General features: G+C 59.7%; 22 protein-coding genes, 1 tRNA gene and 1 pseudogene. 8 read left to right on the top strand and 16 right to left on the bottom strand.

The genetic code is table 11. The annotated features are described in order from the left end of the window. Nucleotides 1–221: 221 nt before the first annotated feature. Nucleotides 222–1,457, bottom strand: coding sequence for an acyl-CoA dehydrogenase family protein (locus tag Q1K31_RS11455; protein WP_300379502.1), 1,236 nt, complete (start codon nt 1,455–1,457; stop codon nt 222–224). A gap of 176 nt (nt 1,458–1,633) precedes the next feature. Here Q1K31_RS11455 and Q1K31_RS11450 point away from each other — a divergent pair, with 176 nt between their 5' ends. Together Q1K31_RS11450 and Q1K31_RS11445 are read left to right on the top strand one after the other, a co-directional pair. Next, nucleotides 1,634–2,659, top strand: coding sequence for a kelch repeat-containing protein (locus Q1K31_RS11450; protein ID WP_300379500.1), 1,026 nt, complete (start codon nt 1,634–1,636; stop codon nt 2,657–2,659). A 781-nt stretch (nt 2,660–3,440) separates the two neighbouring features. Continuing rightward, nucleotides 3,441–4,067, top strand: coding sequence for a YitT family protein (locus Q1K31_RS11445; RefSeq protein WP_300379498.1), 627 nt, complete (start codon nt 3,441–3,443; stop codon nt 4,065–4,067). A gap of 15 nt (nt 4,068–4,082) precedes the next feature. Here Q1K31_RS11445 and blaOXA read toward each other — a convergent pair whose 3' ends face one another. Next, complete coding sequence (gene blaOXA, locus Q1K31_RS11440) at nt 4,083–4,943, bottom strand: OXA-1090 family carbapenem-hydrolyzing class D beta-lactamase (protein WP_300379496.1); 861 nt, start codon at nt 4,941–4,943, stop codon at nt 4,083–4,085. Between the two features lie 39 nt (nt 4,944–4,982). Next, entirely contained in the window at nt 4,983–5,474 is a 492-nt protein-coding gene (ssb, locus tag Q1K31_RS11435; RefSeq protein ID WP_300379494.1) for a single-stranded DNA-binding protein, read from the bottom strand. A gap of 210 nt (nt 5,475–5,684) precedes the next feature. Here ssb and uvrA point away from each other — a divergent pair, with 210 nt between their 5' ends. The 3 genes from uvrA to Q1K31_RS11420 all read left to right on the top strand — a co-directional run bounded on the left by uvrA (nt 5,685) and on the right by Q1K31_RS11420 (nt 9,888). Next, nucleotides 5,685–8,612 (top strand): excinuclease ABC subunit UvrA, encoded by a 2,928-nt coding sequence (gene uvrA / locus Q1K31_RS11430; RefSeq protein ID WP_300379492.1) that lies wholly within the window; start codon nt 5,685–5,687, stop codon nt 8,610–8,612. A 91-nt stretch (nt 8,613–8,703) separates the two neighbouring features. Beyond that, the gene (locus tag Q1K31_RS11425; RefSeq protein WP_300379490.1) at nt 8,704–9,330 is read left to right on the top strand and encodes a hypothetical protein; all 627 of its coding nucleotides are present in this window, start codon (nt 8,704–8,706) and stop codon (nt 9,328–9,330) included. Between the two features lie 141 nt (nt 9,331–9,471). Next, entirely contained in the window at nt 9,472–9,888 is a 417-nt protein-coding gene (locus Q1K31_RS11420) for a hypothetical protein (protein ID WP_300379488.1), read from the top strand. Here Q1K31_RS11420 and Q1K31_RS11415 read toward each other — a convergent pair whose 3' ends face one another. From Q1K31_RS11415 to Q1K31_RS11400, 4 genes are all read right to left on the bottom strand, one after another. Next, nucleotides 9,889–10,851: a hypothetical protein gene (locus Q1K31_RS11415; RefSeq protein WP_300379486.1), complete on the bottom strand. Its 963-nt coding sequence runs from the start codon at nt 10,849–10,851 to the stop codon at nt 9,889–9,891. It abuts the gene before it with no gap. Between the two features lie 22 nt (nt 10,852–10,873). Beyond that, nucleotides 10,874–11,770 (bottom strand): hypothetical protein, encoded by an 897-nt coding sequence (locus tag Q1K31_RS11410; protein ID WP_300379484.1) that lies wholly within the window; start codon nt 11,768–11,770, stop codon nt 10,874–10,876. Between the two features lie 140 nt (nt 11,771–11,910). Next, on the bottom strand, nt 11,911–12,219 hold the full coding sequence (locus Q1K31_RS11405) for a hypothetical protein (protein WP_300379482.1): 309 nt from the start codon (nt 12,217–12,219) through the stop codon (nt 11,911–11,913). Nucleotides 12,220–12,304: 85 nt separating this feature from the next. After that, entirely contained in the window at nt 12,305–13,024 is a 720-nt protein-coding gene (locus tag Q1K31_RS11400) for a sulfur transferase domain-containing protein (protein WP_300379480.1), read from the bottom strand. A gap of 134 nt (nt 13,025–13,158) precedes the next feature. Here Q1K31_RS11400 and Q1K31_RS11395 point away from each other — a divergent pair, with 134 nt between their 5' ends. Then, complete coding sequence (locus Q1K31_RS11395) at nt 13,159–13,974, top strand: hypothetical protein (protein WP_300379478.1); 816 nt, start codon at nt 13,159–13,161, stop codon at nt 13,972–13,974. On the opposite strand, the gene Q1K31_RS11390 is transcribed toward Q1K31_RS11395, so the two are convergent. Both Q1K31_RS11390 and infA read right to left on the bottom strand, forming a co-directional pair. Beyond that, entirely contained in the window at nt 13,971–14,546 is a 576-nt protein-coding gene (locus tag Q1K31_RS11390) for a Maf family nucleotide pyrophosphatase (protein WP_300379476.1), read from the bottom strand. The genes Q1K31_RS11395 and Q1K31_RS11390 overlap by 4 nt on opposite strands. Next, nucleotides 14,547–14,765: a translation initiation factor IF-1 gene (gene infA, locus Q1K31_RS11385; protein ID WP_300379474.1), complete on the bottom strand. Its 219-nt coding sequence runs from the start codon at nt 14,763–14,765 to the stop codon at nt 14,547–14,549. A 180-nt stretch (nt 14,766–14,945) separates the two neighbouring features. Between infA and Q1K31_RS11380 the strand changes: the two genes are divergently transcribed. Beyond that, the gene (locus Q1K31_RS11380) at nt 14,946–15,959 is read left to right on the top strand and encodes an HWE histidine kinase domain-containing protein (protein ID WP_300379472.1); all 1,014 of its coding nucleotides are present in this window, start codon (nt 14,946–14,948) and stop codon (nt 15,957–15,959) included. A 4-nt stretch (nt 15,960–15,963) separates the two neighbouring features. On the opposite strand, the gene Q1K31_RS11375 is transcribed toward Q1K31_RS11380, so the two are convergent. The 5 genes from Q1K31_RS11375 to Q1K31_RS11355 all read right to left on the bottom strand — a co-directional run bounded on the left by Q1K31_RS11375 (nt 15,964) and on the right by Q1K31_RS11355 (nt 19,730). Then, a complete protein-coding gene (locus tag Q1K31_RS11375) occupies nt 15,964–16,452 on the bottom strand; it encodes a UPF0262 family protein (protein ID WP_300379745.1) in 489 nt (162 codons plus the stop codon). Then, nucleotides 16,445–17,752: a histidinol dehydrogenase gene (hisD, locus tag Q1K31_RS11370; RefSeq protein ID WP_300379470.1), complete on the bottom strand. Its 1,308-nt coding sequence runs from the start codon at nt 17,750–17,752 to the stop codon at nt 16,445–16,447. Before hisD ends, Q1K31_RS11375 begins: the two co-directional genes overlap by 8 nt. Beyond that, nucleotides 17,752–18,207: a DUF2948 family protein gene (locus tag Q1K31_RS11365; RefSeq protein WP_300379468.1), complete on the bottom strand. Its 456-nt coding sequence runs from the start codon at nt 18,205–18,207 to the stop codon at nt 17,752–17,754. The genes hisD and Q1K31_RS11365 overlap by 1 nt, the downstream gene beginning before the upstream one ends. 14 nt (nt 18,208–18,221) lie before the next feature. Continuing rightward, on the bottom strand, nt 18,222–19,502 hold the full coding sequence (gene murA / locus Q1K31_RS11360; protein ID WP_300379466.1) for a UDP-N-acetylglucosamine 1-carboxyvinyltransferase: 1,281 nt from the start codon (nt 19,500–19,502) through the stop codon (nt 18,222–18,224). A 78-nt stretch (nt 19,503–19,580) separates the two neighbouring features. Continuing rightward, nucleotides 19,581–19,730: a hypothetical protein gene (locus tag Q1K31_RS11355; RefSeq protein WP_300379464.1), complete on the bottom strand. Its 150-nt coding sequence runs from the start codon at nt 19,728–19,730 to the stop codon at nt 19,581–19,583. Between the two features lie 77 nt (nt 19,731–19,807). On the opposite strand from Q1K31_RS11355, the gene Q1K31_RS11350 reads away from it, so the two are divergent. Continuing rightward, nucleotides 19,808–19,882, top strand: a tRNA-Thr gene (locus Q1K31_RS11350). A gap of 547 nt (nt 19,883–20,429) precedes the next feature. Here Q1K31_RS11350 and Q1K31_RS16660 read toward each other — a convergent pair. Beyond that, nucleotides 20,430–21,428: pseudogene (locus Q1K31_RS16660) on the bottom strand (recombinase family protein); the annotation flags it as partial. Between the two features lie 25 nt (nt 21,429–21,453). Continuing rightward, the gene (locus tag Q1K31_RS11340) at nt 21,454–21,795 is read right to left on the bottom strand and encodes a hypothetical protein (RefSeq protein ID WP_300379461.1); all 342 of its coding nucleotides are present in this window, start codon (nt 21,793–21,795) and stop codon (nt 21,454–21,456) included. Between the last annotated feature and the right edge of the window lie 76 nt (nt 21,796–21,871).

Below are 21,871 nucleotides of genomic sequence, written 5' to 3'. Positions count from 1 at the left end.
ATCTGCATTTCAGCCTAGCAGGCGGGTCCTCCGTATTCAAACCTTCAAGGCGGCTGGCGGCACGGTTTCCACAGCGCCGCCAGTCTTGATTTTCAAGCTTCAAGATCGTCATCCCGGACGCGAAGCGATCCGGGACCCAGAATCACAGGTAGCTGTATACACGATCCTGGGTCCCGGCTCTCCCGCTGGTCGGCCGGGATGACGACAAGAGGCCGGTTGGCTTAGAGCAGGTCGCCCCCGGCGGCGGCCGCCGTCGTGCCGTCGCTCTTGAAAGCGCGGATGACGTTCTTGCCCGTGATCCATTTATGGACCTCGTCCGGCCCGTCCACGAGGCGCTGTGAGCGGATATGGGTATACCAGGCCGCCAGCGGTGTATCGAGCGAGTAGCCGAGCGCGCCGTGCAGCTGGATCGCGGTATCGACCACCTTGTGAACCATGTTGGCGAGGAAGACCTTGGCGATGCCATTCTCCTGGCGCAGGTCGAGGCCGTTTTCCGCCTTGTAGGCAATGTGCATGAGCATCAGGCGCGCGATGTAAAGCTCGCTTGCACACTCGGCTAGCATGAACTGGACGCCCTGACGGTCCTCCAGCCCCTTGCCGAACGTCGTCCGGCTCGTCACCCGCTCCGTGGCGAGGTCGAGCGCGCGCTGGGCCATGGCGACATTGTGCATCCCGTGACGCAGCCGCCCATAGGCGAGGCGATGCTGGCCCATATTGAAGCCTTGGCCTTCCCCGCCAAGCAGGTTCTCGGCCGGAACGCGCAGGTCCTTGATCTCGACCTCGGCGTGGCCACCGCCCATGATTTCGTAGAGCGGCCCGTGAACCGCCATGGTCTCGATGTCACGCTTGATATTGTAGCCGGGGTCCGGCAGCTCGACGATGAAGGTCGAGAATTGCTCGCGGCGCGGAGCATCCGGATTGGTCTTGGCCATGACCACCGCGATGTCAGCGACAGACGCGGCAGACGAGAACCATTTCTCGCCATTCAGCACATAGTGGCTGTTACCATCCTTCTCGGCCCTGGTCTGCATCCCTGTCGCGTCCGCGCCGGCCGCTTTCTCCGTCATGGAATAGCAGACACGTTTCTCACCATTCAGGATGGGCTTGAGGAACTTCTCCTTCTGATAATCGGTGCCATGCGCCAGCAGGGTCAGCATGGTGGCATCATCGGGCCCCTGCGAGTTCATCGACAATGCGCCGAGATGGCTCTGGCCGAGCTCCATCTGCACCAGCGCATTGGCGAGCGGCCCAAGCCCCATGCCGCCATGCTCTTCCGGAATGAAGGGCAGCCACAGGCCCTGCGCACGCGCCTTCTCACGCAGCTCGCCCAGAACGGTCTTGTAATCCTCGCCCTTTTCGAGGCGCTTTTCGGCCGGGATGCACTCGTCCTGCACCCACTGGCGCACACGTTCGCGCACCTTCTTGGCTTCGTCCGGAATGGTGAAATCAATCGACATGGCACTTCCTCCCTGAAGGTTCTTTTTCCTCAGGCTAATGGCCATCCAGGGCCTTGCACAGCGCTTTCACGGCGGAATGACGCGAGGTCATGCGGCGAACCGGTGAGACAGCAACAGGATTGATGCGCGTGGGCGGAACGCTACCCTGTTCAAAGGCCAGCCCAAGGGAATCACAGATGCACGCTCCAAAACTGACAAGACGTTCCGCCCTCCTGATGACACTGGCCGGGACGGCGACGGCTGGCGCAGCGCCTGCTGCCTGGGCACAGGCGCGCCCGGCCCGGCGCGGCTGGCATGATGGCCCGGCCCTGCCCTTCCCCGTACAGGAAATCTATCCCTGCCTGCATGACGGCATGATCCATCTTGCCGGCGGTTTCATCGCAGAGGATGGACAGATCACCGGGCCGACGGATGCCCACCATGCGCTCGATCCGGCCACCGGCATCTGGCACCCGCGTGCGCCGCTGCCTGTTGCGCGCCATCACCCCCAGCTCGTCAGCTTCATGGGCAGCCTGTTCGCGGTGGGCGGTTTTGAATCCGACACGACAGGTGCCTGGCAGATGCAGAAAACCGTGTGGCGCTACAACCAGGCCACCGATGACTGGGAGTGGACACCCGGCCTGCCGGTGCCGAATGCGGAAAGCGTCGCCGGTGTGATCGGTCGCCACCTGTACATTGCAGGCGGGCGCATCCCGACGAGCCAACGAAATATCGTCTGGGATGATCACATCGACACCGCCGCCTGCTGGCGTTTCGATGGTGAGCGCTGGCGCAAGGTTGCAGCGATGCCGACAGCGCGCAACAGCGCCACGGGCGGTGTGATCGACGGGCGCCTGCATGTCGTTGGCGGACGCACGGTGGGCGGCGGGAACACGCCGGTTCACGAAGTCTATGATCCCGGCACCGACCGCTGGGAGACGCTCGCCCCCATGCCGCAGGCGCAGGCCGGGCTTGCCGCTGGCATCATCGGGGAAAAGCTCTACGCCTTTGGCGGGGAGTGGTTCGAGAATGGCGGCGGCGTCTATCCGGATGCCTGGGTCTACGATGCCCGCCGCGACAGATGGACTTCCGTGACTGACATGCCAAAGCCCCGCCATGGGCTTGGCGGCGTCACGGTTGGCCGCGATATCTATCTCATCGGCGGGGCGCGAGAGCGCGGCGGCAGCCGGACAAGCGCAGCCGTGGAGATCTACACGCCTTGACCGCGATACATATCTCGCGTGTTGGGCAAAGCCTTAAAACAGCGGCCATAGGCATGGCCTCGATCGTCATCGTTTCATGCGGATTTTAGACCAGTTCGACAGAAGATGAACAACCACGTCGAAGCGTTGTCGATTCACATCAATTCTGTCTGTACAGTTTCAAATTCGAGAACGGATCCAAGCTGGCCTCAGAGGACTTTCCTTTTTTCACACTCCCGCGAAATGCCACCGTGTGTGAATGGACCCCAAACGGCTTCAGCTATTTTTCGCGGGACTCTTATCCCGAATGTGCGCAAGCCGTACCTTTAAGGTCGCCTCTGCCTCATCGGACTAACATTGCGGGGGCCACTCCAGACAAAACGAGCCAATGCCACTCTGCATGGCTTTTTGCAGGTGATGCTGACCAAGCACCCCTTTATGTTGACGTAGAAAAGCTCACCAATAGGCGAGCATTCCGGGAAATTGCGATAATATTGGATACGACAAAAGCTGAGCAGGAAGCCACGCTTTCCCGGATCATTTTGAGACTGACCCGGAGCGGTGTTCCAATTACAAATGGATATTCTACAGATGTGCGCAGCTGGTCATTGCACTACCCGCTTGAAAACTTCCCATGGGATGAACGTCTATGCACCTTCATATTCAATCTCGATGAGATTGGAGACAAAGTGATCTCCTGTACGATAAACCCGTAGCATTATTTATGTCTCTGCTTCGTCAGTCAGAACAACAGACTTGTATATCTTGACCGGATGACCGCGCCGCGCCAATAGCCACCGCCATGTCAGAGACACAGACCCCGAACGACACCACCCAGCACCATAAATGGTATGAGGATGTGCAGGCCCTGCTGCTCGGCACGCTGATGCTCTCCTTCGGCGTCAGTCTCTACAGCGAGGCGATGCTCATCACGGGCGGCGTGGCTGGGACAAGCCTGCTTGTCGAATTCGGGACGAGCCTGACTTTTGGGCCGGTCTTCTTCGTGCTCAACCTGCCTTTCTTCGCGCTGTCCATCATGCGCATGGGCTGGGGCTTTTCCATCCGGACGCTGATCGCCATCGCGCTGATCTCGGGAATGACCCGGCTGATCCCGCTCTGGATCGACTTTTCCTTCCTCGCCCCGGCTTTCGCCGCCGTCATGGGCGCGGCGATGATGGGCGTCGGCCTTGTCATGCTGCTGCGCCACCGCGCCGGGATTGGCGGCATCACCATCCTGTCGCAGTTCCTCCAGGACAAGGGCATCATCCGGGCCGGCATCTTCCAGCTCATCGTCGACCTCGCCATCCTCGTGGTCGCGCTGTTCATGCTGCCACTGAAGCTGGTGATCCTGTCGATTGTCGGCGCGTTCGTGCTCAACCTGACGGTCGCCATCAATCACCGCCCCGGACGCTACCGCGGCATGAGCTGAGCCACGGGCTGCCGCTTATAGCGCGCCGATCTCCTCCAGGGCGGACATGACAACCGATTTGCGCCTGGCAATGTCGGTGCCCGGATCATCCATATCCATGTTGAACGCGAAAACATAGGTGCCGGGGTGATCGCCGCCGGCCTGCTCCAGCCAGCCGACATACCACCCGATATCCTGATCGGACGCGCTGCTGTACCAGCCTGTCTTGGCATGGAGCTTCCAGTCTTTGCCTTCACGCTCAAGCATCACAGGCAGGGCCTGTGCATAGGTTTCGTCAGAAAGCGGCAATGCCTGCCGGGCGAGGCGCGATAGGAAATCAACCTGTTCACGCGCCGATATTGCGAGCGGACCTTCCAGCCAGTAACTCGTGACCTGTTCCGGCGTGCCCGTATCGGCGTTGCCATAGCCGAACCGTGACAGCCAGTCTGCGAGGACTTGCGAACCGATGCGCTGCGTCACGGTCTGATATATCCATACCGTGCTCCGCCTGAAAGCCGTCGCGAAATCCTGGTCCTCGTTCCAGCTATCGACGAAACGCTTCCGGCCATCCCACTCGAACATCTCGTCGGGGCTGGCAACAGCTCCGGTCTCAAGCGCGATCAGCGTATGCGGAATCTTGGACGTCGAGGCCGGGCTGAACTGTGTCGAAAGGCGCCCGCCGCCACTTTGCCACTCCGCGCCGTCTTCCAGCCGCGAGATCAACAGGGCCGCACGCTCCGGGTTCACCCCCTTGGCTTCCACGGCCCCCACAAGCGAAGATGATTGCGGCCCCTCAGCAGCGGAAGGAGCCATGCAGGCTGAAATGGCACAGGCCAGAGTGGCGACCAGTACCGGGAGATGTCTGGTCAGCCCCTTCACTGGACGCGCGTCACTCATCACGTCCCTCTCCAGCAGACCTGAAACGCGACAGGGGTTCTAGAACGGGATTTCGTCGTCGAAATCCTGGTTGAAGTCCTGCGGCGGGCCATCGAGCTGGCGCGGGCCGCCCTGGCCACCGCCACCGTATCCGCCGCCCATGCGGTTGCCACCACCGCCGCCAGCGCTCTGGCCGCCGCCGGGGCCGTCCAGCATGGTCAGCGTCGAGTTGAAGCCGCGCAGGACGACCTCTGTCGTATAGCGGTCCTGGCCCTGCTGGTCCTGCCATTTGCGGGTCTGCAGTTGGCCCTCAATGTAAACCTTGGAGCCCTTCTTCAGATAGCTCTGCGCCACGCGCACCAGCCCTTCGCTGAAGATCGAGACACGATGCCATTCGGTGCGCTCCTGGCGCTCGCCCGTATTACGGTCCTTCCAGCTCTCGGAGGTGGCCACTGACAGGTTGCAGACCTGCCCGCCATTCTGGAACTGCTTTACTTCCGGGTCTGCGCCCAGATTGCCGACGAGGATAACCTTGTTGACCGAGCCTGCCATGTCGCGCTCCATTCATTTCGGATTCGAATCATCTGCTTTTCGATGTAATACGAGACTTGGCGGATGTCGCCCTCGCGCCCCATATTTCCACAAGCCACCGCCCAAACACCAGCCAAGAACATGATGTTCACATTTTGTTCTTGTCGTCAAGCTGGACTCCGGGCACACATATGGATTGAACACACAAGACCTGTCCCAGAGGCTTAGCCGATGAGTGCTCCAGACCTTCGCACGATCCGCGTTCGCGGCGCGAAAGAACACAATCTCAAGAATGTCGACGTCGATATTCCCCGCGAGCAGCTTGTCGTGCTGACCGGGCTGTCGGGGTCCGGCAAGTCGTCGCTCGCCTTCGACACGATCTATGCCGAGGGCCAGCGGCGCTATGTCGAAAGCCTGTCGGCCTATGCCCGGCAATTCCTCGAGCTGATGCAGAAACCGGATGTCGAGAGCATCGAGGGTCTCTCGCCCGCCATCTCCATCGAGCAGAAGACGACCTCCAAGAATCCGCGCTCGACCGTCGGCACGGTCACAGAGATCTATGACTATATGCGCCTCCTCTGGGCGCGCGTCGGCATCCCCTATTCGCCCGCCACCGGCCTGCCGATCCAGTCGCAGACCGTCTCGGAAATGGTCGACCGGACCATGGCCCTGCCCGAAAAGACGCGGGCTTACATGCTCGCCCCGATGGTTCGCCAGCGCAAAGGCGAGTACAAGAAGGAGTTCGCTGAGCTCCTGAAGAACGGCTTCCAGCGCGTGAAGGTCGATGGCGAGTTCCACCAGCTCGAAGATCCGCCGACGCTGGACAAGAAGTTCAAGCATGACATTGATGTGGTCGTTGACCGGATCGTCATACGCGAAGGTATGGAACAACGCCTCGCCGAAAGTTTCGAGACCGCGCTTGGCCTTGCTGACGGGATTGCCGTGCTCGAATACGCCGACCTGAAGGAAGGCGAGACCGAGCCTGAACGCATCCTCTATTCGGCCAATTTCGCCTGCCCGGTCTCCGGCTTCACCATTCCTGAAATCGAGCCACGCCTGTTCTCCTTCAATAGCCCATTCGGGGCGTGTCCGGCCTGTGATGGCCTCGGCGAACAGCTCAAGGTCGATCCGGAGCTCATCGTACCTGACAAGGACCTGACCCTCTCCAAGGGCGCCATCGCCCCTTGGGCGCGGGCTGCCTCACCCTACCAGACACAGACGCTCCAGGCGCTTGCCGACCACTATGATTTCGACCTCGACAAGCCGTGGAACAAGTTGCCGCAAAATGTGCGCGACGTCATCCTCAACGGCACGGGCGACGAGGAAATCCAGTTCGTCTATGATGATGGTCTGCGCCGCTACGAAGTCACCAAGACGTTCGAGGGCGTCATCCCCAATCTCAACCGGCGCTACCGCGAGACAGACAGCCAGTGGGCACGTGACGAGATCGCCAAGTTCCAGTCCACCGCGCCCTGCCCGTCCTGTGGCGGCAAGCGCCTCACGCCGGAAGCGCTCGCCGTCAAGATCGACGGCCTCGACATTGCCGATGCGTCGGAATTCTCGATCAAACATGCGGGCAAATGGTTCGGCACCGTCGCCGAGACGCTGACAGGCCAGCAGAACGAGATCGCCACGCGCATCCTGAAAGAGATCAATGACCGGCTGATCTTCCTCAATGCCGTCGGCCTGGAATATCTCTCCCTGTCCCGTGCTTCCGGCACGCTGTCTGGCGGGGAGAGCCAGCGTATCCGGCTCGCCAGCCAGATCGGGTCAGGGCTCCAGGGCGTGCTGTACGTCCTCGACGAGCCCTCAATCGGCCTCCACCAGCGTGACAATGAGCGCCTGCTGACCACGCTCAAGCAGCTGCGTGACCTCGGCAATTCCGTCCTTGTGGTCGAGCATGACGAGGACGCCATCCTCACCGCCGACCATGTCATCGACATGGGGCCGCGCGCCGGCATCCATGGCGGCGAGATCATTTCGCAGGGCAAACCCGGGGACATCGTCGCCGACGAGAACAGCCTCACGGGCGCCTATCTTTCCGGCAAGGAAGAGATCGCCATTCCGCGCAATCGCCGCCCGCTCAAGAAGGCCCGCTCCCTCACAATCAAGGGAGCCAGCGGCAACAACCTCAAGAATGTCGACGCCACGATACCGCTCGGCACCTTTACCGGCATCACTGGGGTCTCCGGCGGCGGCAAATCCACCCTGATCATCGAGACGCTCTACAAGGCACTCGCCCGCAAGCTGAACCGTGCCTCCGAAGCCCCTGCCCCCTATGAGAGCATTGAAGGGCTGAACCATCTCGACAAGGTGATCGACATCGACCAGTCGCCCATCGGACGCACCCCGCGCTCCAACCCGGCAACCTATACCGGCGCCTTCGGCCCGATCCGGGACTGGTTTGCCGGCCTGCCGGAATCCAAGGCGCGCGGCTACAAGCCCGGCCGCTTCTCCTTCAATGTGAAGGGCGGGCGTTGTGAAGCCTGTCAGGGCGACGGTGTCATCAAGATCGAGATGCACTTCCTCCCGGACGTCTACGTCACCTGCGAGACCTGCGACGGCAAGCGCTATAACCGCGAGACGCTGGAAGTCACCTACAAGGGCAAGTCCATCGCCGACGTGCTCGACATGACAGTCGAGGAAGCCGAGAAATTCTTCTCCGCCGTGCCCTCGATCCAGTCCAAGATGGAAACGCTGAACCGGGTCGGCCTGACCTATATCAAGGTCGGCCAGCAGGCCACCACGCTGTCAGGTGGTGAGGCCCAGCGGGTCAAGCTCGCCAAGGAGCTGTCCAAGCGCGCCACAGGCCGTACGCTCTATATCCTGGACGAGCCGACGACCGGGCTTCACTTCGACGATGTGCGCAAGCTGCTAGAAGTGCTCCACGAGCTGGTCGATGCGGGCAACACGGTGCTGGTGATCGAACACAATCTCGACGTCATCAAGACTGCCGACCATCTCATCGATATCGGTCCTGAGGGCGGCGATGGCGGCGGCGAGATCGTCATCACTGGCACGCCGGAAGAGGTCGCGCAGAGCGATGCCAGCTGGACAGGCCGCTTCCTCGCCGAAACCTTCCGCCGCCAAGATGAACGCCGCGCGGCGCGTAACCAGGTGAAGAGCAGAAAGGCGAAGCAGACACAGGCGGCGGAGTAGGCGCCAAACAGCCTCATAAATCCATCATAAATTAAGAGCATGACAACGACAAAGTGCTAGTCGACGCTCCAAGCTAGGGCGTGTTTAGCCAATGATTGTTACTGTCTCCATTATTCTGGGGCTGCTTCTTCTCTTCTATGTCTGGCGCAACGAGCAGGTGATCCGTCGTCAGCGAACCGGGGATAGCCATCCTGAAGACAGCATACGGCAATCGCCCTTTGCGGCTCTGCACATGCTACTTCTGATAGTAACCCCCTTTGTTTTCGTGGTCCTGGTAAGCCTAGGCTGGAGCCTCGGCTTCGATTACGAGCAGGCGCGCGCAGAAGGACCACTGATCTTTCTTGCCGTGATTGCAATTTGGTGGGGAGCCAGCCTCGTCCTTGGACTAGTCTGGAGCATACTTTTCAGATGCAATTTCACTTCAGGCGCTGACACGCCCCGGCTGAATCTCGCCGGCGTGTTCGGCATGGTTTTCCTGCATATGGCTCTAGGACTTTGGACAGGAGTAGGTGTGGTTTTCCCACCCGTCACCGATGCGCTTAGTCAACCGGGTGCCGGTGTTGCTGGCTATGCCCTGTTTTTCGTGATGGCTCATTTTCTTTTCGCTTATGGCTTTTACCTCTCGAGCCTTCTTCCGCTTGTGCTGGGCATGGTCTTCGGATGGCGTTTGCGTGGAACACCCGGCTGGCTCGCCAAACAGGCGCGTGATGGCCACTAGCTCACAGTAAAAGCACCCGCGATTAGAGAACTGTTTGCCAATAACTATAACGAAATCAAAAACTAAGAGCCTTTAAGCTTATGCTTGAACTCTAACCTCATCCGGACCATAGGTATGAACTAAGACGCAAAGGCAGATGATATGGGTTGGGTTCTTGCTATTGCCGGCTTTCAAGTTTTCGGTTTTCTAGTCGGTCTCGCTTGCCGCGCAACTTACAATGCCGCAGAGGCACAAAAGCCAGATCCGAAGCCACCGGGCGCATGGACGGTAATCGCGAGCTCATTTTCCTATTTTGTTATCGGCGCGATTATCCTGGGCAGTCTAGCGTTACTTATCTGGGCAGCAATCTCAGACGTAAATTTCGGCGCTGGCGCTGCCTATATTGCCCTTGCAATACCCGCGCTAATGGGTGGCTTTGTCGCCCTTTACATAATGGCCCTGCCCAGCCTCTTTATCGGATTCTCGATGCTTAAACCGAGTGAAGCCCAAGAGCGTGGAATACCGTCTCATCCGGTTGACGAAAACGACGAGCCCTTGCCTGACCATTACGGTCGATAATCAAGCAAACACATCCGGCGCCTGCGCGACGCCGCCACCTCGCGGATCGGTCTTGGCCGCCAGCGCCGCCGGGCCGGCCCATACAAGGGCAATCATCCCGTGCAGCATGACGAGCAGGATCCAGCCCGTCAGTACAGACCCCAGTATATCGAAACGCATGACCGCCATGAATAGCGCGAGCGGGTCGCCCTCAGCCTCCATGAAGCGTTCGACATTCGCCTCTATCGCCGCGGCAATGCCTGAACCAACAAGATAAACCGCCGCGGAGATTGTCAGGAAACTGACGAGCAGCAGCACTGCATATACACCCAGCAGGGCCCAGAAGCGCCCGCGCGTCGCGCCCCATGCCCCGAAGAAGACCAGTTGGCCATCCCGCACCGTCATCGCTGCAGCTGGCGCAAGCCGTATGGCAAGCCATGCCCAGAACATGCCAACACCGCCGATCGCGGACAGGATCACGATGGCCCCGCCAGCCGGATTGTCGAGTATCATGACCAGTGACGCGGTACCGAGAGCGATTGCGATGGCGCTGAAGATGAAGGCGACGGCCAGGAAGACCAGCCAGATCAGGCCGATCAGCATGAGCCTGAACTCATCCCCACCAAGCCGGAGGCTGAAGCCTTCTTCACGTACATAGCGGCGCTGGGCGGCTGCCTCGAACACTGCCCAGAACATCACTGCCAGAGCGATCATTGACAGGATGCCCGCCACGATCCTCCAGACAATTTCTGTAAGGCGCTGCCAGAAGATAACTTCACGCTCTGCTTCACTCAGCGAACTGGCAAAATCGATGAAGGCATCGAACCAGAGCCCGATAAGCGGGCGAAACATCATATAGCCAATAGCCACAAGGCAGATCGCCCCGAGGGCATAGCAAGCCACATATTTCCAGATGAAGCTCCCCGGCCCTTCCGTCCGCACGGCATGCAGGCAGGCGTTTGCGAATGTGAATTTCTGCGCCATCGCCTGTCTGCTCTAGCCCGGATCAGCCAAATGTCGTCTCCGCGTCGACACGGGTCGGTGCAAGCCGCTGATAGAGCGCGACGGCAAGCCCGTGACCCAGCCAGTAGAATGGTGCGAGCACAAGCGTGGCCACGCCGGTCAGTGCCGCAACCTGCCAGGGCGCAAGCCCCTGCGCTTCAGAGGGCAGTTCGCCCACGGCATAAAAGGAAAAGACCGTCTCCACACCGCTTAACTGCAAGAGCCCGGACGCCAGCAAGGTCAGCACGATCCACGGCAGAAGCTGCAACATCACCCACAGAAGCGCGATCCGCGACGCATGGCGCGACGTCCAGGACCAGCTGCGGAAAATCGTCATCCGGTTTTCTGCGACCGTCGCGACCCCGAACACGAAAAGCCGCAGCCCCAGCCAGACCAGCCCGGCAAGTGCCACGAACAGGAGCAGGTAAAGCACCGCTGCGCCGCCGGAATCCGATAGCGCGCGCATCGACTCCCAGACCGCCTGTGACGACTCGGGTGTTTCTGAAGGATCATAACCAGTCGTTCCGATCAGGATGCCCGCAAAGATCGAGAAGAACAGGGTCAGAAGAAATATCAGAATGAAGTACAGGCCATAGACGGCAAGATTGGCCAGGAAGAGCCGTCCGGCATCCACAAACAGGCCGTTCCGGCCGGCTTCAGGCAGGAGCTTCCTGTACATATCCGCTGACCAGCAGCAGCCGACAAAGATCGTGACAAGCCCCACCGCCATCCAGAGCAGTGTCAGCTGCCCGCCCGCTGCGGCAAGCCGGTTGAACCAGCTCTGCCCGGCAACCGCGGTTGCAAACAGCAAAAGCCCCGGCGCTGTTGGCCAGGCAATGGATTTCACGTTCGCGAACGTATCGCGCACCATGGAAGAGGGACTGAGTGTAGAGACCGTCATATGGCTATGACCTATCCCATCGACACGAATATGGCATCAAGCCGGCGCATACGAATGAGGCGGGAATGTTCCCGCCCCATGACCCCATCGTGTCCGCCGTCCAGGCGGCGTCACACATGGCTGGAAACCGCGAGAGGCGGTTACTGGCCCATGCTGCAGGTCGTTCCGGCCTGCATGGCAAACTTCATGAACTGGCTCTGTTGCTCGGAATCGAGATCGCTCATGATCTCTTCGGCACCATCCGCGCCTTCGCGGGCGGCATCCGCCAGCATCGAGTAAAGCTCGTCGTCGAGGTTTTCCTTCGCCGCGTCGGCCATGCACTCGCAGGTTTCCTGATTGCTGCTGCCATCTTCGACACAGGCATTCACGATCGCTGCGCGGTCCCCTCCGCCGCCACCGCAGGCGGCCAGTGCAAACAGTCCCAGACCTGCCAGGTAAACTTTCTTCATCGTGCAAATCCCCTCATTCTTGGTTGCAGGTGCAAGGTTTCATGATTTTCGGGCGCTGGCCAGACAAAAGCCGGGAAAAAGCCGCTCACTCCCGGCCGAGCAGCCTGTCCCAGGAAATCCGCTTCCGCCGGGTCTCGAGGAAGTCCGTTTTCACCTGCGCCGGATCGTAATCTTCCTGAACCCAGTCGATGAAAGCCTTGCCCGTGCCTGCCGTGTCATCGAGATAGGCCTGAAAAAAGGCGTCCAGCATCCCTGTCTTGCCGGATTTGACGTGGAGATACTTTCCCGAAAGCTGTTCCAGCGCTTTCTTCACCGGCATCCCGCGCCGGAAGATCATGTAGAGCGCACTCATCAGCCCGGCCCGGTCTGCGCCGGACTTGCAGTGCATGAGGGCGGGGTATTCGATGGTTTCGAACAGATCACGTGCGGCCAGGATCCTGTCGACCTTCGGCGTATCGCGGGAAAAGACCTGGAAATCGACGAGGGTCAGCCCGTGCGCCTCGCACGCTTCCTTCTCCAGCAGGTAATAGCCTTTCGTGCTTTCCCCGCGCAGGTTGATGATCGTGCGCACACCCCTTCGCGCGGCATGTTCTGCAACCTGTCGCGGATTGGGCTGGTTGGAACGCCACATTTCCGGGCTGATCTGGTGGAGGTTCTGGAAGCTCTCACGCAGGAAGCCATGATCGCCCATGACAAGCTCGCGCTCGGCACGCTGGCGCCCTTCCCGCGTGGAGAGGTCGGCCGCGACATGCGGCGGCCTCTTCTTGCGCTTCTTCTGTTTCCGGGTCTGCTTGTTTTCACTCATGACGCCTGCCGCCTATCCAAGCCTCGCCTGACGCGCAAGCTGGCAGATGCGCCTGACTTGCTTAAATGCCCGGTAAGACAGGAAGCTTAAGATTTCCCCTGCCCGGTTCCTTGCGCCACAGGATGGAAGCCAGAATGAAGCTTATTGCAATCCGCCATGCCCTGTGCGCACTCGCGTCTTTCGCGCTCACGCCTGCAATCCATGCCCAGCCCGGCCCTGAGATACAGCCAACCTCGGTTGAGCTGACAGCACAGCCGGGCGAAACCCGGCGACAGGTTCTCACGCTGACAAACACAGGCGAGCAAGAGCAGGCCCTTACCATCGGACTGGCAGACTGGACGCTCAGCCGGGATGGAGCCCTGCGGCTCAGCCCGCCTGCCCCTGCCGCCAGCCCGGTCACGGAGTGGGTCCGTTTCACACCGGCCTATGTCACCATACCGCCCGGCGAGCGCCGCAGGGTTATCGTTGACGTCGCCATACCTGAAGACCTGCCACATGCAGGAGATTACCGCTTCGCCGTTCTCGCTTCCGCCATCGAACCGGATGCGCGGACGGGCCTGATGGAGAAGACCGAACTTTCCAGCCTGTTCTACCTTACCGCCAGCCCTGCGGTCAGTGACCCTGTCGTCACAGATATACGGCTACAGCGCCGCAGCGGCGGTTCTCCCGTGCTGGAAGTCGACCTCAGCAATTCCGGCAACGCGCATGCCCGCCTCGACGGCGAAATCGTCATTACCGGCAAAACGGGTGAGCGCATCGTCCTGCCCGTCTCGAACCTTGTCGTGCTGGAGAGCCAGCAGCGGCGCTTCTCGGTCCCGGTAAAACAGGACATACCGCAGGATGCGCGGGTCACTGTGACACTGGACAACATCTTCGCACCACAAGCCGGCAGTGGCGTCGCCCCGCTGCGCGAATTCTCTTCGCCTCTTTCCGCCCCGGGCACGCCCTAGCGGTAGCCCAACCCTTCGAGCATCGTCACCGCCTCGTAGAGCGGCAGGCCGACGATTGCGGTATAGGAACCATTGATCCGGCGCACAAAGGGCGCTGCCTGCCCCTGAATGGCATAACCTCCGGCCTTACCCACACCGTCGCCTTCATGGGCGTAGTGCTCGATCTCTTCAGGTGTCAGACGCTTGAACAGCACGCGTGAGGTAACGACTCGAACAGACTGGCGTCCATCCGGTGTGCAGGCCGCAATGCCGCTCAGGACCTGATGCGCCCGGCCCGACATCAGCGCGAGACAGTCCCGCACGTCCTGCGCATCGCCTGCCTTGGGCAGAATACGACGGCCCATGGCGACGACCGTATCGCCCGCCAGCGTGTACTGGCCCGGCGCATGGACGGCATGGGCCTTCTCACGGGCAAGCCGCGCGGCCAGCTGCCGGGGCGTTTCCTGTTTGAGGGGTGTTTCGTCGATGTCGGCGGGGCTGACCTCGTCAGGCCGGATACCGGCCTGTGCGAGCAGGTCGAGGCGCCGCGGACTCGCGCTCGCCAGCACAAGGGGCGCGCGCGCCGCTGTCATCTACTTGAAGCGATAAGTGATCCGGCCCTTGCTCAGATCATAGGGCGTCATCTCGACGAGCACCTTGTCGCCGGTCAGGATACGGATGCGGTTCTTGCGCATCTTGCCGGCCGTATAGCCGATAATCTCATGGTCGTTTTCCAGCTTCACGCGGAACGTCGCGTTGGGAAGCAGTTCCATGATCGTTCCGTTGAATTCGATCAGTTCTTCTTTTGCCATTGGCACTCCAGTCTTGGCCGCGGAATCATGTCCACAAGCAATATGGTGCGGTTCGGTACTTTCGTCACCTCTATCACGCAACCCAAAAGATGCCTGCAAGAACAGTTCCATACAGTTCAGGTAACGGAATTGATACTTCTGCACACCTTGATGGTTCCATAAAGGAGGGCTGCATCTGCGATGCCACACCGCTTGCCGACGCACCAGTATCTACCTGAGGAAGCCGCCTTCCTGAACTTCCGCACGCTCGTCGATGGTATGCCAACACCGTATATGGTGATGGATGCAAGGCTTGTCATTGTTTACGCCAATTTGGCGTATCTCGATAGTGTCGAGCGCGCGTTAGAAGATATTGTAGGGCGTTATATCTTCGATGCTTTCCCCGACACCGAGGAACGCATTAAAGGCGTTCGCGAGAAATTTCTGAACGTTCTGAACGGGCGCACAACCCATCTCGATGTTCAGAACTACCAGCATGTCCATGCCGATGGACGGGTCTCGACCAAGACCTGGCAATGCGTCCAGACACCATATTACGGTCCTGATGGACGTGTGATTTATATCGTTCAGCATGCTGACGACATCACTGAAGCCAGCATGCTTCGCAGCAAGAACGAGTTGATCTCGCGTGAACTCGACCATCGCGTGAAAAACATGTTCTCAGTGGTCATGGCGGTCGCCAATCTCGCCAGTCACGGCGCCGAAGATGTCCAGACCTTCCGGGAGGAGTTCTGTGCGCGCATCATGTCCATGGACCGCACACACGCGGCTCTCCAGAATGTCAGCTGGGCCGGGCTTTCCTTGCACAGCATCCTTGAAAGCGAGCTCCAGCAATATGGCGGGCCAGGCTCGTCACGCATCTCGACTGGCGGGCCTCGCATACAGCTCAATGCACGCACCAGCCAGGACTGCTCCCTCTTCATCCACGAGCTTGCCACCAATGCCGCAAAATATGGCTGCTTCAGCCAGCCAGGCGGGCAGCTGGCCGTCAGCTGGGCGCTGGATACAGCCACTGAGCGGCTGGAAATCGTGTGGCAGGAGACAGGACTGCAAGGTGTGAGCGCGCCGGATCATGCAGGATTTGGCACCCAGCTCGGCGACTTCATTCCGGACATGGAAGTTCAGCGCACCTATCATGACACCGGGCTTGAGGTCCGTATCAGTTTGCCCCGTTCGGTACTGGGCGACAGCTGAGCCCTCAGCCGCCTGGCCCACGCATCTGGCCGGCATGCAGGGCGCAGATTAACGTGAACAACCGCCGCGCTGTATCGAAATCGGTTTCGATCTTGCCCTCAAGACGTTCGGCCAGCAGCGTCGAGCCTTCATTATGAATGCCCCGCCGGGCCATGTCGATTGCCTCGATCTGGTGCGGTGTCTGGGACTTGATCGCGGAATAATAACTCTCGCAGATCATGAAATAGTCCCGGATAATTCCCCTGAACGGCGAAATCGAGAGGATGAATGTATGCACCTTCGTGCCGTCCTCGAGACGGATATCGAAGACCAGCTTGCGCTCGACCATGGACAGGTAAAGCAGATATGGCCCGCCCTCATGATCGAGCACACCGAAGGAGTTTTCCTCGATCAGGTCGAAGATCGCCACACGCCGCTCATGTTCGGCGTCCGGGCCGCTGGAAGTCAGCGTCTCCTCGTCAATCTCCACGGCGATGAGACGATCTTCAGCCATCATGTCCGCCACTGTTTGACCGTATGGAGACCGAGCGCGCATGGGCTGGCAGGCCTTCCGCCTCGGCCAGTTTCAGCGCAGCCGGCGCGAGCGCATTGAAGCCATCCACGCTGGCACGCTGGATGCTCATCCGCTTCATGAAATCCTGAAGGCCGAGGCCAGAGCTGAAGCGCGCCGCCCGGCTTGTCGGCAGAACATGGTTGGAGCCGGTCACATAATCGCCCAGCGCTTCCGGCGTATGGTGGCCAAGGAAGACCGCACCGGCATGACGGATCTGTGGCAACAGCAGGTCCGGGTCATGTATGGCGAGTTCAAGGTGCTCGGCCGCGATCTCATTGGCGATGTCAGCTGCCTGGTCGAGAGACCCGGCCAGGATGATCGCCCCGTGATTGGTCCATGCCTGCTGCGCGCGTTCTTCAGTGGAGAGGGTTTTCAACTGCTTTTCCACAGCCTCTTCCACAGCCCTGCCCACAGCCTGATCCACAGTAATCAGGATCGACTGGGATGAGGTGTCATGCTCTGACTGGCTAAGGAGGTCGGCGGCGACCCAGTCCGGATTGGCACTGTCGTCAGCAACCACCAGTATTTCCGACGGCCCCGCAATCGTGTCGATCCCGACCGTGCCGAACACCTGACGCTTGGCTTCGGCGACATAGGCATTGCCCGGCCCGACGATCTTGTCGACAGCTTTCAGCGGCCCGGCCCCATAGGCGAGTGCGGCGACTGCCTGCGCCCCGCCGACCGGGTAGAACTCGTCGACACCGGCCTGGCGTGCGGCATAGGCCACGGCTGGCGATAGCTTGCCATCAGGTGCGGGCGCGGTCATCACGATACGACCCACCCCAGCGATTTTGGCCGGGACCGTGTTCATCAGGACGGAACTTGGATACGAGGCGAGCCCACCCGGCACATAGACGCCGACACTGTCGAGCGAGGACCATTTCCAGCCAAGCTCGATGCCCGTCGCATCCTTGAATACATGGTCTGCCGGGCGCTGTTTCTCGTGATAGGCCGCAATGCGTTCGGCCGCGAAATCGATCGCATCCTTGAGAGCACCGGGGCACTCTTTCGCCAGAGCGTCGAGGTCCACAGCCTCCGATTGCAGGGTCTCCGGATCGAGCGTCACCCTGTCGAACTTGGCTGTATAGCGCGCCACTGCGGCTGCACCATGCTTGCGCACGTCAGCAATGACATCGCGCACCGTCGTGGCGACATCCTCGACCTCTCCGCGCGGCTCATCAAGAAACGCGGCGAAGACCGTCTGGAAATCTGAATGGGTGGCGTCGATCCAGCGCGCCATCAGCGTTTTCTCCGTTCGTGGCTCGGCGTATGGCGTGTTGTCCACTCATAATCGCTATCCAGCAATGTGACATCCAGCGCCTCGACCCTGAGTGCCAGTTCGCCATCGCCGGCAAACAAGAGTCTCACCACCCCGCCCGGCGGATCCTCATCCGGCTCGAAATCGATCTTGAGCAGCGAATAGACCATTTCCGGGTCGGTCTTGGAAATGCCGAGCGTCTTGACCGAGAGGACGCCATCGAAGGCGAGCAGTGAGCGCACGCGCGTCTGCGGGCCTTTCTTCTTGCCTCTCGTGGCCTCCCAGCGAAAACGGTTCAGCTCTATGGAAAACCTGTGCCTGCGGGCTTCATAGGCAAGGTTTTCCGCCTTGGTGACGGCATCCTGCACGCTGGCCGAAATCACGGTCAGGTCATCGGTGTCCTCGGCGATAAGCCGCAGCGGTTTGGTCTCAGCCATGTGTATCCGCGCCCCTATTCCTCGCTATCGCTCAGCCGGCGAATGTCCGCACCGACAGCGCTCAGTTTGTCTTCCAGCCGCTCGAACCCGCGATCGAGATGATAGATACGGCTGACCTCTGTTTCACCTTGGGCAGCCAGCGCGGCAATGACAAGAGAGACCGAGGCCCGCAGGTCGGTTGCCATCACAGGTGCCCCTTTCAGGGTCTCTACGCCGGTCACGATCGCCTCATGACCGCGCACGGCAATCTTCGCCCCGAGACGCGACAACTCTGGCGCGTGCATGAAACGGTTCTCGAAGATGTTCTCGCGGATGATGGAGGTGCCATCCGCCAGCGCCATCAGTGCCATGAACTGCGCCTGGAGATCGGTCGGGAAACCCGGATGCGGCGCTGTATCCACACTGACAGCTCTGAGCCGTGATCCGTTGCGGCAGATCCTTATGGTCCCCGCCGTCTTGTCGGTCTCAACCTCCACACCGGCATCCCGCAGGGCATTGTTGAGAGCGCTCAGCGCGGTAACTGGCGCATTGGTCAGCGTAACGTCGCCGCCAGCCGCAGCCCCCGCCATCGCATATGTACCCGCCTCGATCCGGTCCGGCATGACGGGATGGGTCGTACCACGCAGGGCCTTCACGCCCTGGATCGTCACCGTCGACGTACCGCCGCCGGTGATCTTTGCACCCATGGCGTTCAGGCAATCGGCCAGATCACCAATCTCAGGCTCGCGGGCCGCGTTCTCCAGCACGGTCTCGCCTTCCGCCAGCGTGGCGGCCAGCATGGCGTGCTCAGTCGCGCCGACAGAGGCAAAGGGAAATACGATCTGTGCGCCCTTCAGCCCATGAATGGCGGCGGCCTTCACATAGCCTTCCTCGACCTTGAGATCGGCGCCCATGGCTTCAAACGCCTTCAGGTGCAGGTCGACCGGCCGCGCCCCGATGGCGCACCCGCCCGGCAGCGACACTGTCGCATGGCCATAGCGCGCCAGCAGCGGGCCAAGCACGTTGAAGCTCGCGCGCATCTTGCGCACCTGCTCATACGGCGCGATCGTCGATGTCAGCGCTTCGGCATTCATCCGGCACTCAGAAACGCCCTTCGGCCAGTAGACCTCGACACCCAGTGTCTGGAGGAGCTGCGAAAGGAAGCGCGTATCTGCCAGCTGCGGCATGTTCGTCAGCGTGACCGGTTCAGGTGTGAGCAACGCAGCCGCCATCAGCTTCAGCGCGGAATTCTTCGCCCCAGAGATGGGAATCGTGCCGGAAAGCGGTTTGCCGCCAGTGATCTTCAGTTTGTCCATGGCGGCTCCTTATAGTGGTCTTGCCGGCAGGGAAAAGGCAGGAATGCGGCCATCTCGCGCAAAGACCGGGAATGCTGTCTATGTGCTGGTTTTATCGGGTGATTCTTCCCGGCTTTCCCGCTCGTCCTCACGCGAACGCCGGGCCGCCTGCTTGCGGCGTTTCAGATTGTCCCTGAGGGCCGCCTTGAGGCGCTTGTCGCGCTCACCGCCATCGTCTTTCGCAGTCATTTGTTCAGTCATCCTCCTGAAACGGTCTTTTCATCGTTGCCCGCTTAAGCTAAGGGCGAGCCTCACTGGCTTCAAATGCCGCGGTAGCTCAGTGGTAGAGCGCGTCATTGGTAATGACGAGGTCGGGAGTTCAATCCTCCCCCGCGGCACCATTTTACAATCTTGACCCTGCAAGCCCGCTAAGACCTTGAAAGGTATGGCAGTTTCTATAGTTCGATAACCGTTTTCGCGGGAGTATCGAAGAGGCTCCACAAAGGCCAACCGCAGTACGGTTTGGCGCAGGGGTAGAGACCCATTTTCGTATATATTCCAAGGGCTTGAGAGAAACTTTAGCGCGAGTTCAATAGACTCTCCAAACCTCCCCTTCGCCGGAATCATATTCTCGACTTTCTCAGTCAGCAGAAACTTCTCCCGCTCCAATTTCTCGACCCGCTTTTCAAGCGCAGAGATCACGGATGCGCTCGACGACTCGACGATCCTGTCGAGCAGCTTGTTGATCTGGTCCTCAACGTCAGCGAGTTGCGCGAGCACCGCTTTTTTTGATCGTTTAGCTTCGTCCAACCGCGCATCCCATGCGCGCTCAAACATGGTGCGCATGACACCGAAGAGCTTCTTCGTTGGCTGCATGGATTTGAGAATTTCCGCGAAGCCTTCCTCGATCTTCGCACGCGGGATCGATTTGCGCTTGGACGGACAACCTGGCGTGTCGCACAGATAATACGGATAGTGCTTGCGGCACCCCTTAGACCAAGCTGCGGTCATGGGCTTGTCGCAATCATCACAGTGCACGAAGCCGCGAAGCGGAAAATCTGGGCTGAAGTCACGCCGAGCAGCAGGACGACCGCCATTTTCCAGATTGTTCAGAATCCTTTCATGCGTCCCGAAGCTAATCAGCGCTTCATGGTGGCCTTTGCGCAGGCTCACTTCCCATGTCTCAGAATGGACGTACCCTGCGTAGAGCGGGTTTCTGAGCAGCTTGGTAATCTTCCACGCTCGGATTTTCCCATTTGGCAAATCCTTCGGGAACTCAGGCTTGGTTTCTAAAAAACGCTGCACTTCGGCTTGGGACGCGAAACGACCGTTCGCATACCCTTCGAGTGCTTCTTGTACATATTCGGCAAGCACGCCATCGGGAGCCAAAAGCTTTCCGTGTACCTTATCGGTTATGTATTTATAGCCTACTGGCGCATGAAAGACCCAATAGCCTTTCTCGATACGGGCAACCATCTTCTGCCGAACCTGGCGGCGGTTTTGCTCACGTTCTAACTCACCGTGCGCGGCAACAATGGTTTCAATGAATTTGCCTTCAGGTGTATCTTCGAAATTGAAGTTGAGGCATTCAACCGTCGCGCCGCGTTCGGCGAATGCGTGACGTAGCTTAAAGTGAAATTCTGTGTCACGAGCGAAGCGCTTGAGATCATCGAAGATGACGACGAATTTGCCGTCCTTCTGGGCATCGAGATAGGCCAGCATGGCGCACATGCCTGGGCGCTTCATGAAGTCACCACCGCCCGAAGCGTCATCAGGGAATACCGCCTCTACGGTATAACCTTTCATCTCGGCGTACTGTCGGCACCGATGCTCTTGACTGACGAGGCCAGCACCCTCTGTCTTTTGGCGCGTCGTGGATACACGGCAATAGATAAGTGCACGGATTGGCGTGCTTTTTTGGTTCTTGTTGTTCTTTTCTGAGGCCATGAATCCTTAACCTTTCTGCGCCGCCTCAAGGTTCCGGCGCAACGACGTCTTCGTGTTCTGTACTGGGTAGGTTGGATTCTAGCCCATCTTCGCACAAAATGCTCGCATGATCGTGCTTTGTTCCGCCTTTTCCACAGACCTGCTGTGTCGGATGCACGTCAAAGCCAAGCTCTACAAACGCTACTATGATCTTCCAAAGCGCGCCGATGACTTGCTCCTTCTGAGCGTCGTCTATGTCAGCATCTTCGAGCAGCTCTTTGTAGAACTCGACATCTAACTGAAGACTGTGCCTTACAGTTCGATCATGTTCACGCGACAGTGCTTCGCCTACGTCGGGCAATGTCCAATCTTTATCGGATGTGGTCATGACAAGACCCCTCCTTTTCAGCAATGCACCGCATGCTGACCAGTTTCATTTCCTTTTCGGACAATAGAGCAGCATA

The sequence above is a fragment of the Henriciella sp. genome (genome assembly GCF_029936995.1).
In the GTDB taxonomy this organism is placed as follows: Bacteria; Pseudomonadota; Alphaproteobacteria; order Caulobacterales; family Hyphomonadaceae; genus Henriciella.
The sequence above is the reverse complement of the archived record's forward strand: the minus strand, read 5'-3'. Positions and strand labels throughout refer to the sequence as shown.

Excerpts from the sequence above, each read along its gene's own strand:
- Q1K31_RS11415 (WP_300379486.1), bottom strand. The coding sequence starts at position 10,851 with ATGGCGCAGAAATTCACATTCGCAAACGCCTGCCTGCATGCCGTGCGG.
- Q1K31_RS11365 (WP_300379468.1), bottom strand. The coding sequence starts at position 18,207 with ATGGCTGAGACCAAACCGCTGCGGCTTATCGCCGAGGACACCGATGAC.
- blaOXA (WP_300379496.1), bottom strand. The coding sequence starts at position 4,943 with ATGAGTGACGCGCGTCCAGTGAAGGGGCTGACCAGACATCTCCCGGTA.
- Q1K31_RS11340 (WP_300379461.1), bottom strand. The coding sequence starts at position 21,795 with ATGACCACATCCGATAAAGATTGGACATTGCCCGACGTAGGCGAAGCA.
- Q1K31_RS11410 (WP_300379484.1), bottom strand. The coding sequence starts at position 11,770 with ATGACGGTCTCTACACTCAGTCCCTCTTCCATGGTGCGCGATACGTTC.
- Q1K31_RS11425 (WP_300379490.1), top strand. The coding sequence starts at position 8,704 with ATGATTGTTACTGTCTCCATTATTCTGGGGCTGCTTCTTCTCTTCTAT.
- Q1K31_RS11455 (WP_300379502.1), bottom strand. The coding sequence starts at position 1,457 with ATGTCGATTGATTTCACCATTCCGGACGAAGCCAAGAAGGTGCGCGAA.
- hisD (WP_300379470.1), bottom strand. The coding sequence starts at position 17,752 with ATGGCGCGCTGGATCGACGCCACCCATTCAGATTTCCAGACGGTCTTC.
- uvrA (WP_300379492.1), top strand. The coding sequence starts at position 5,685 with ATGAGTGCTCCAGACCTTCGCACGATCCGCGTTCGCGGCGCGAAAGAA.
- murA (WP_300379466.1), bottom strand. The coding sequence starts at position 19,502 with ATGGACAAACTGAAGATCACTGGCGGCAAACCGCTTTCCGGCACGATT.
- Q1K31_RS11445 (WP_300379498.1), top strand. The coding sequence starts at position 3,441 with ATGTCAGAGACACAGACCCCGAACGACACCACCCAGCACCATAAATGG.
- Q1K31_RS11420 (WP_300379488.1), top strand. The coding sequence starts at position 9,472 with ATGGGTTGGGTTCTTGCTATTGCCGGCTTTCAAGTTTTCGGTTTTCTA.
- Q1K31_RS11380 (WP_300379472.1), top strand. The coding sequence starts at position 14,946 with ATGCCACACCGCTTGCCGACGCACCAGTATCTACCTGAGGAAGCCGCC.
- Q1K31_RS11450 (WP_300379500.1), top strand. The coding sequence starts at position 1,634 with ATGCACGCTCCAAAACTGACAAGACGTTCCGCCCTCCTGATGACACTG.
- Q1K31_RS11375 (WP_300379745.1), bottom strand. The coding sequence starts at position 16,452 with ATGGCTGAAGATCGTCTCATCGCCGTGGAGATTGACGAGGAGACGCTG.
- infA (WP_300379474.1), bottom strand. The coding sequence starts at position 14,765 with ATGGCAAAAGAAGAACTGATCGAATTCAACGGAACGATCATGGAACTG.
- Q1K31_RS11395 (WP_300379478.1), top strand. The coding sequence starts at position 13,159 with ATGAAGCTTATTGCAATCCGCCATGCCCTGTGCGCACTCGCGTCTTTC.
- Q1K31_RS11405 (WP_300379482.1), bottom strand. The coding sequence starts at position 12,219 with ATGAAGAAAGTTTACCTGGCAGGTCTGGGACTGTTTGCACTGGCCGCC.
- Q1K31_RS11400 (WP_300379480.1), bottom strand. The coding sequence starts at position 13,024 with ATGAGTGAAAACAAGCAGACCCGGAAACAGAAGAAGCGCAAGAAGAGG.
- ssb (WP_300379494.1), bottom strand. The coding sequence starts at position 5,474 with ATGGCAGGCTCGGTCAACAAGGTTATCCTCGTCGGCAATCTGGGCGCA.
- Q1K31_RS11355 (WP_300379464.1), bottom strand. The coding sequence starts at position 19,730 with ATGACTGCGAAAGACGATGGCGGTGAGCGCGACAAGCGCCTCAAGGCG.
- Q1K31_RS11390 (WP_300379476.1), bottom strand. The coding sequence starts at position 14,546 with ATGACAGCGGCGCGCGCGCCCCTTGTGCTGGCGAGCGCGAGTCCGCGG.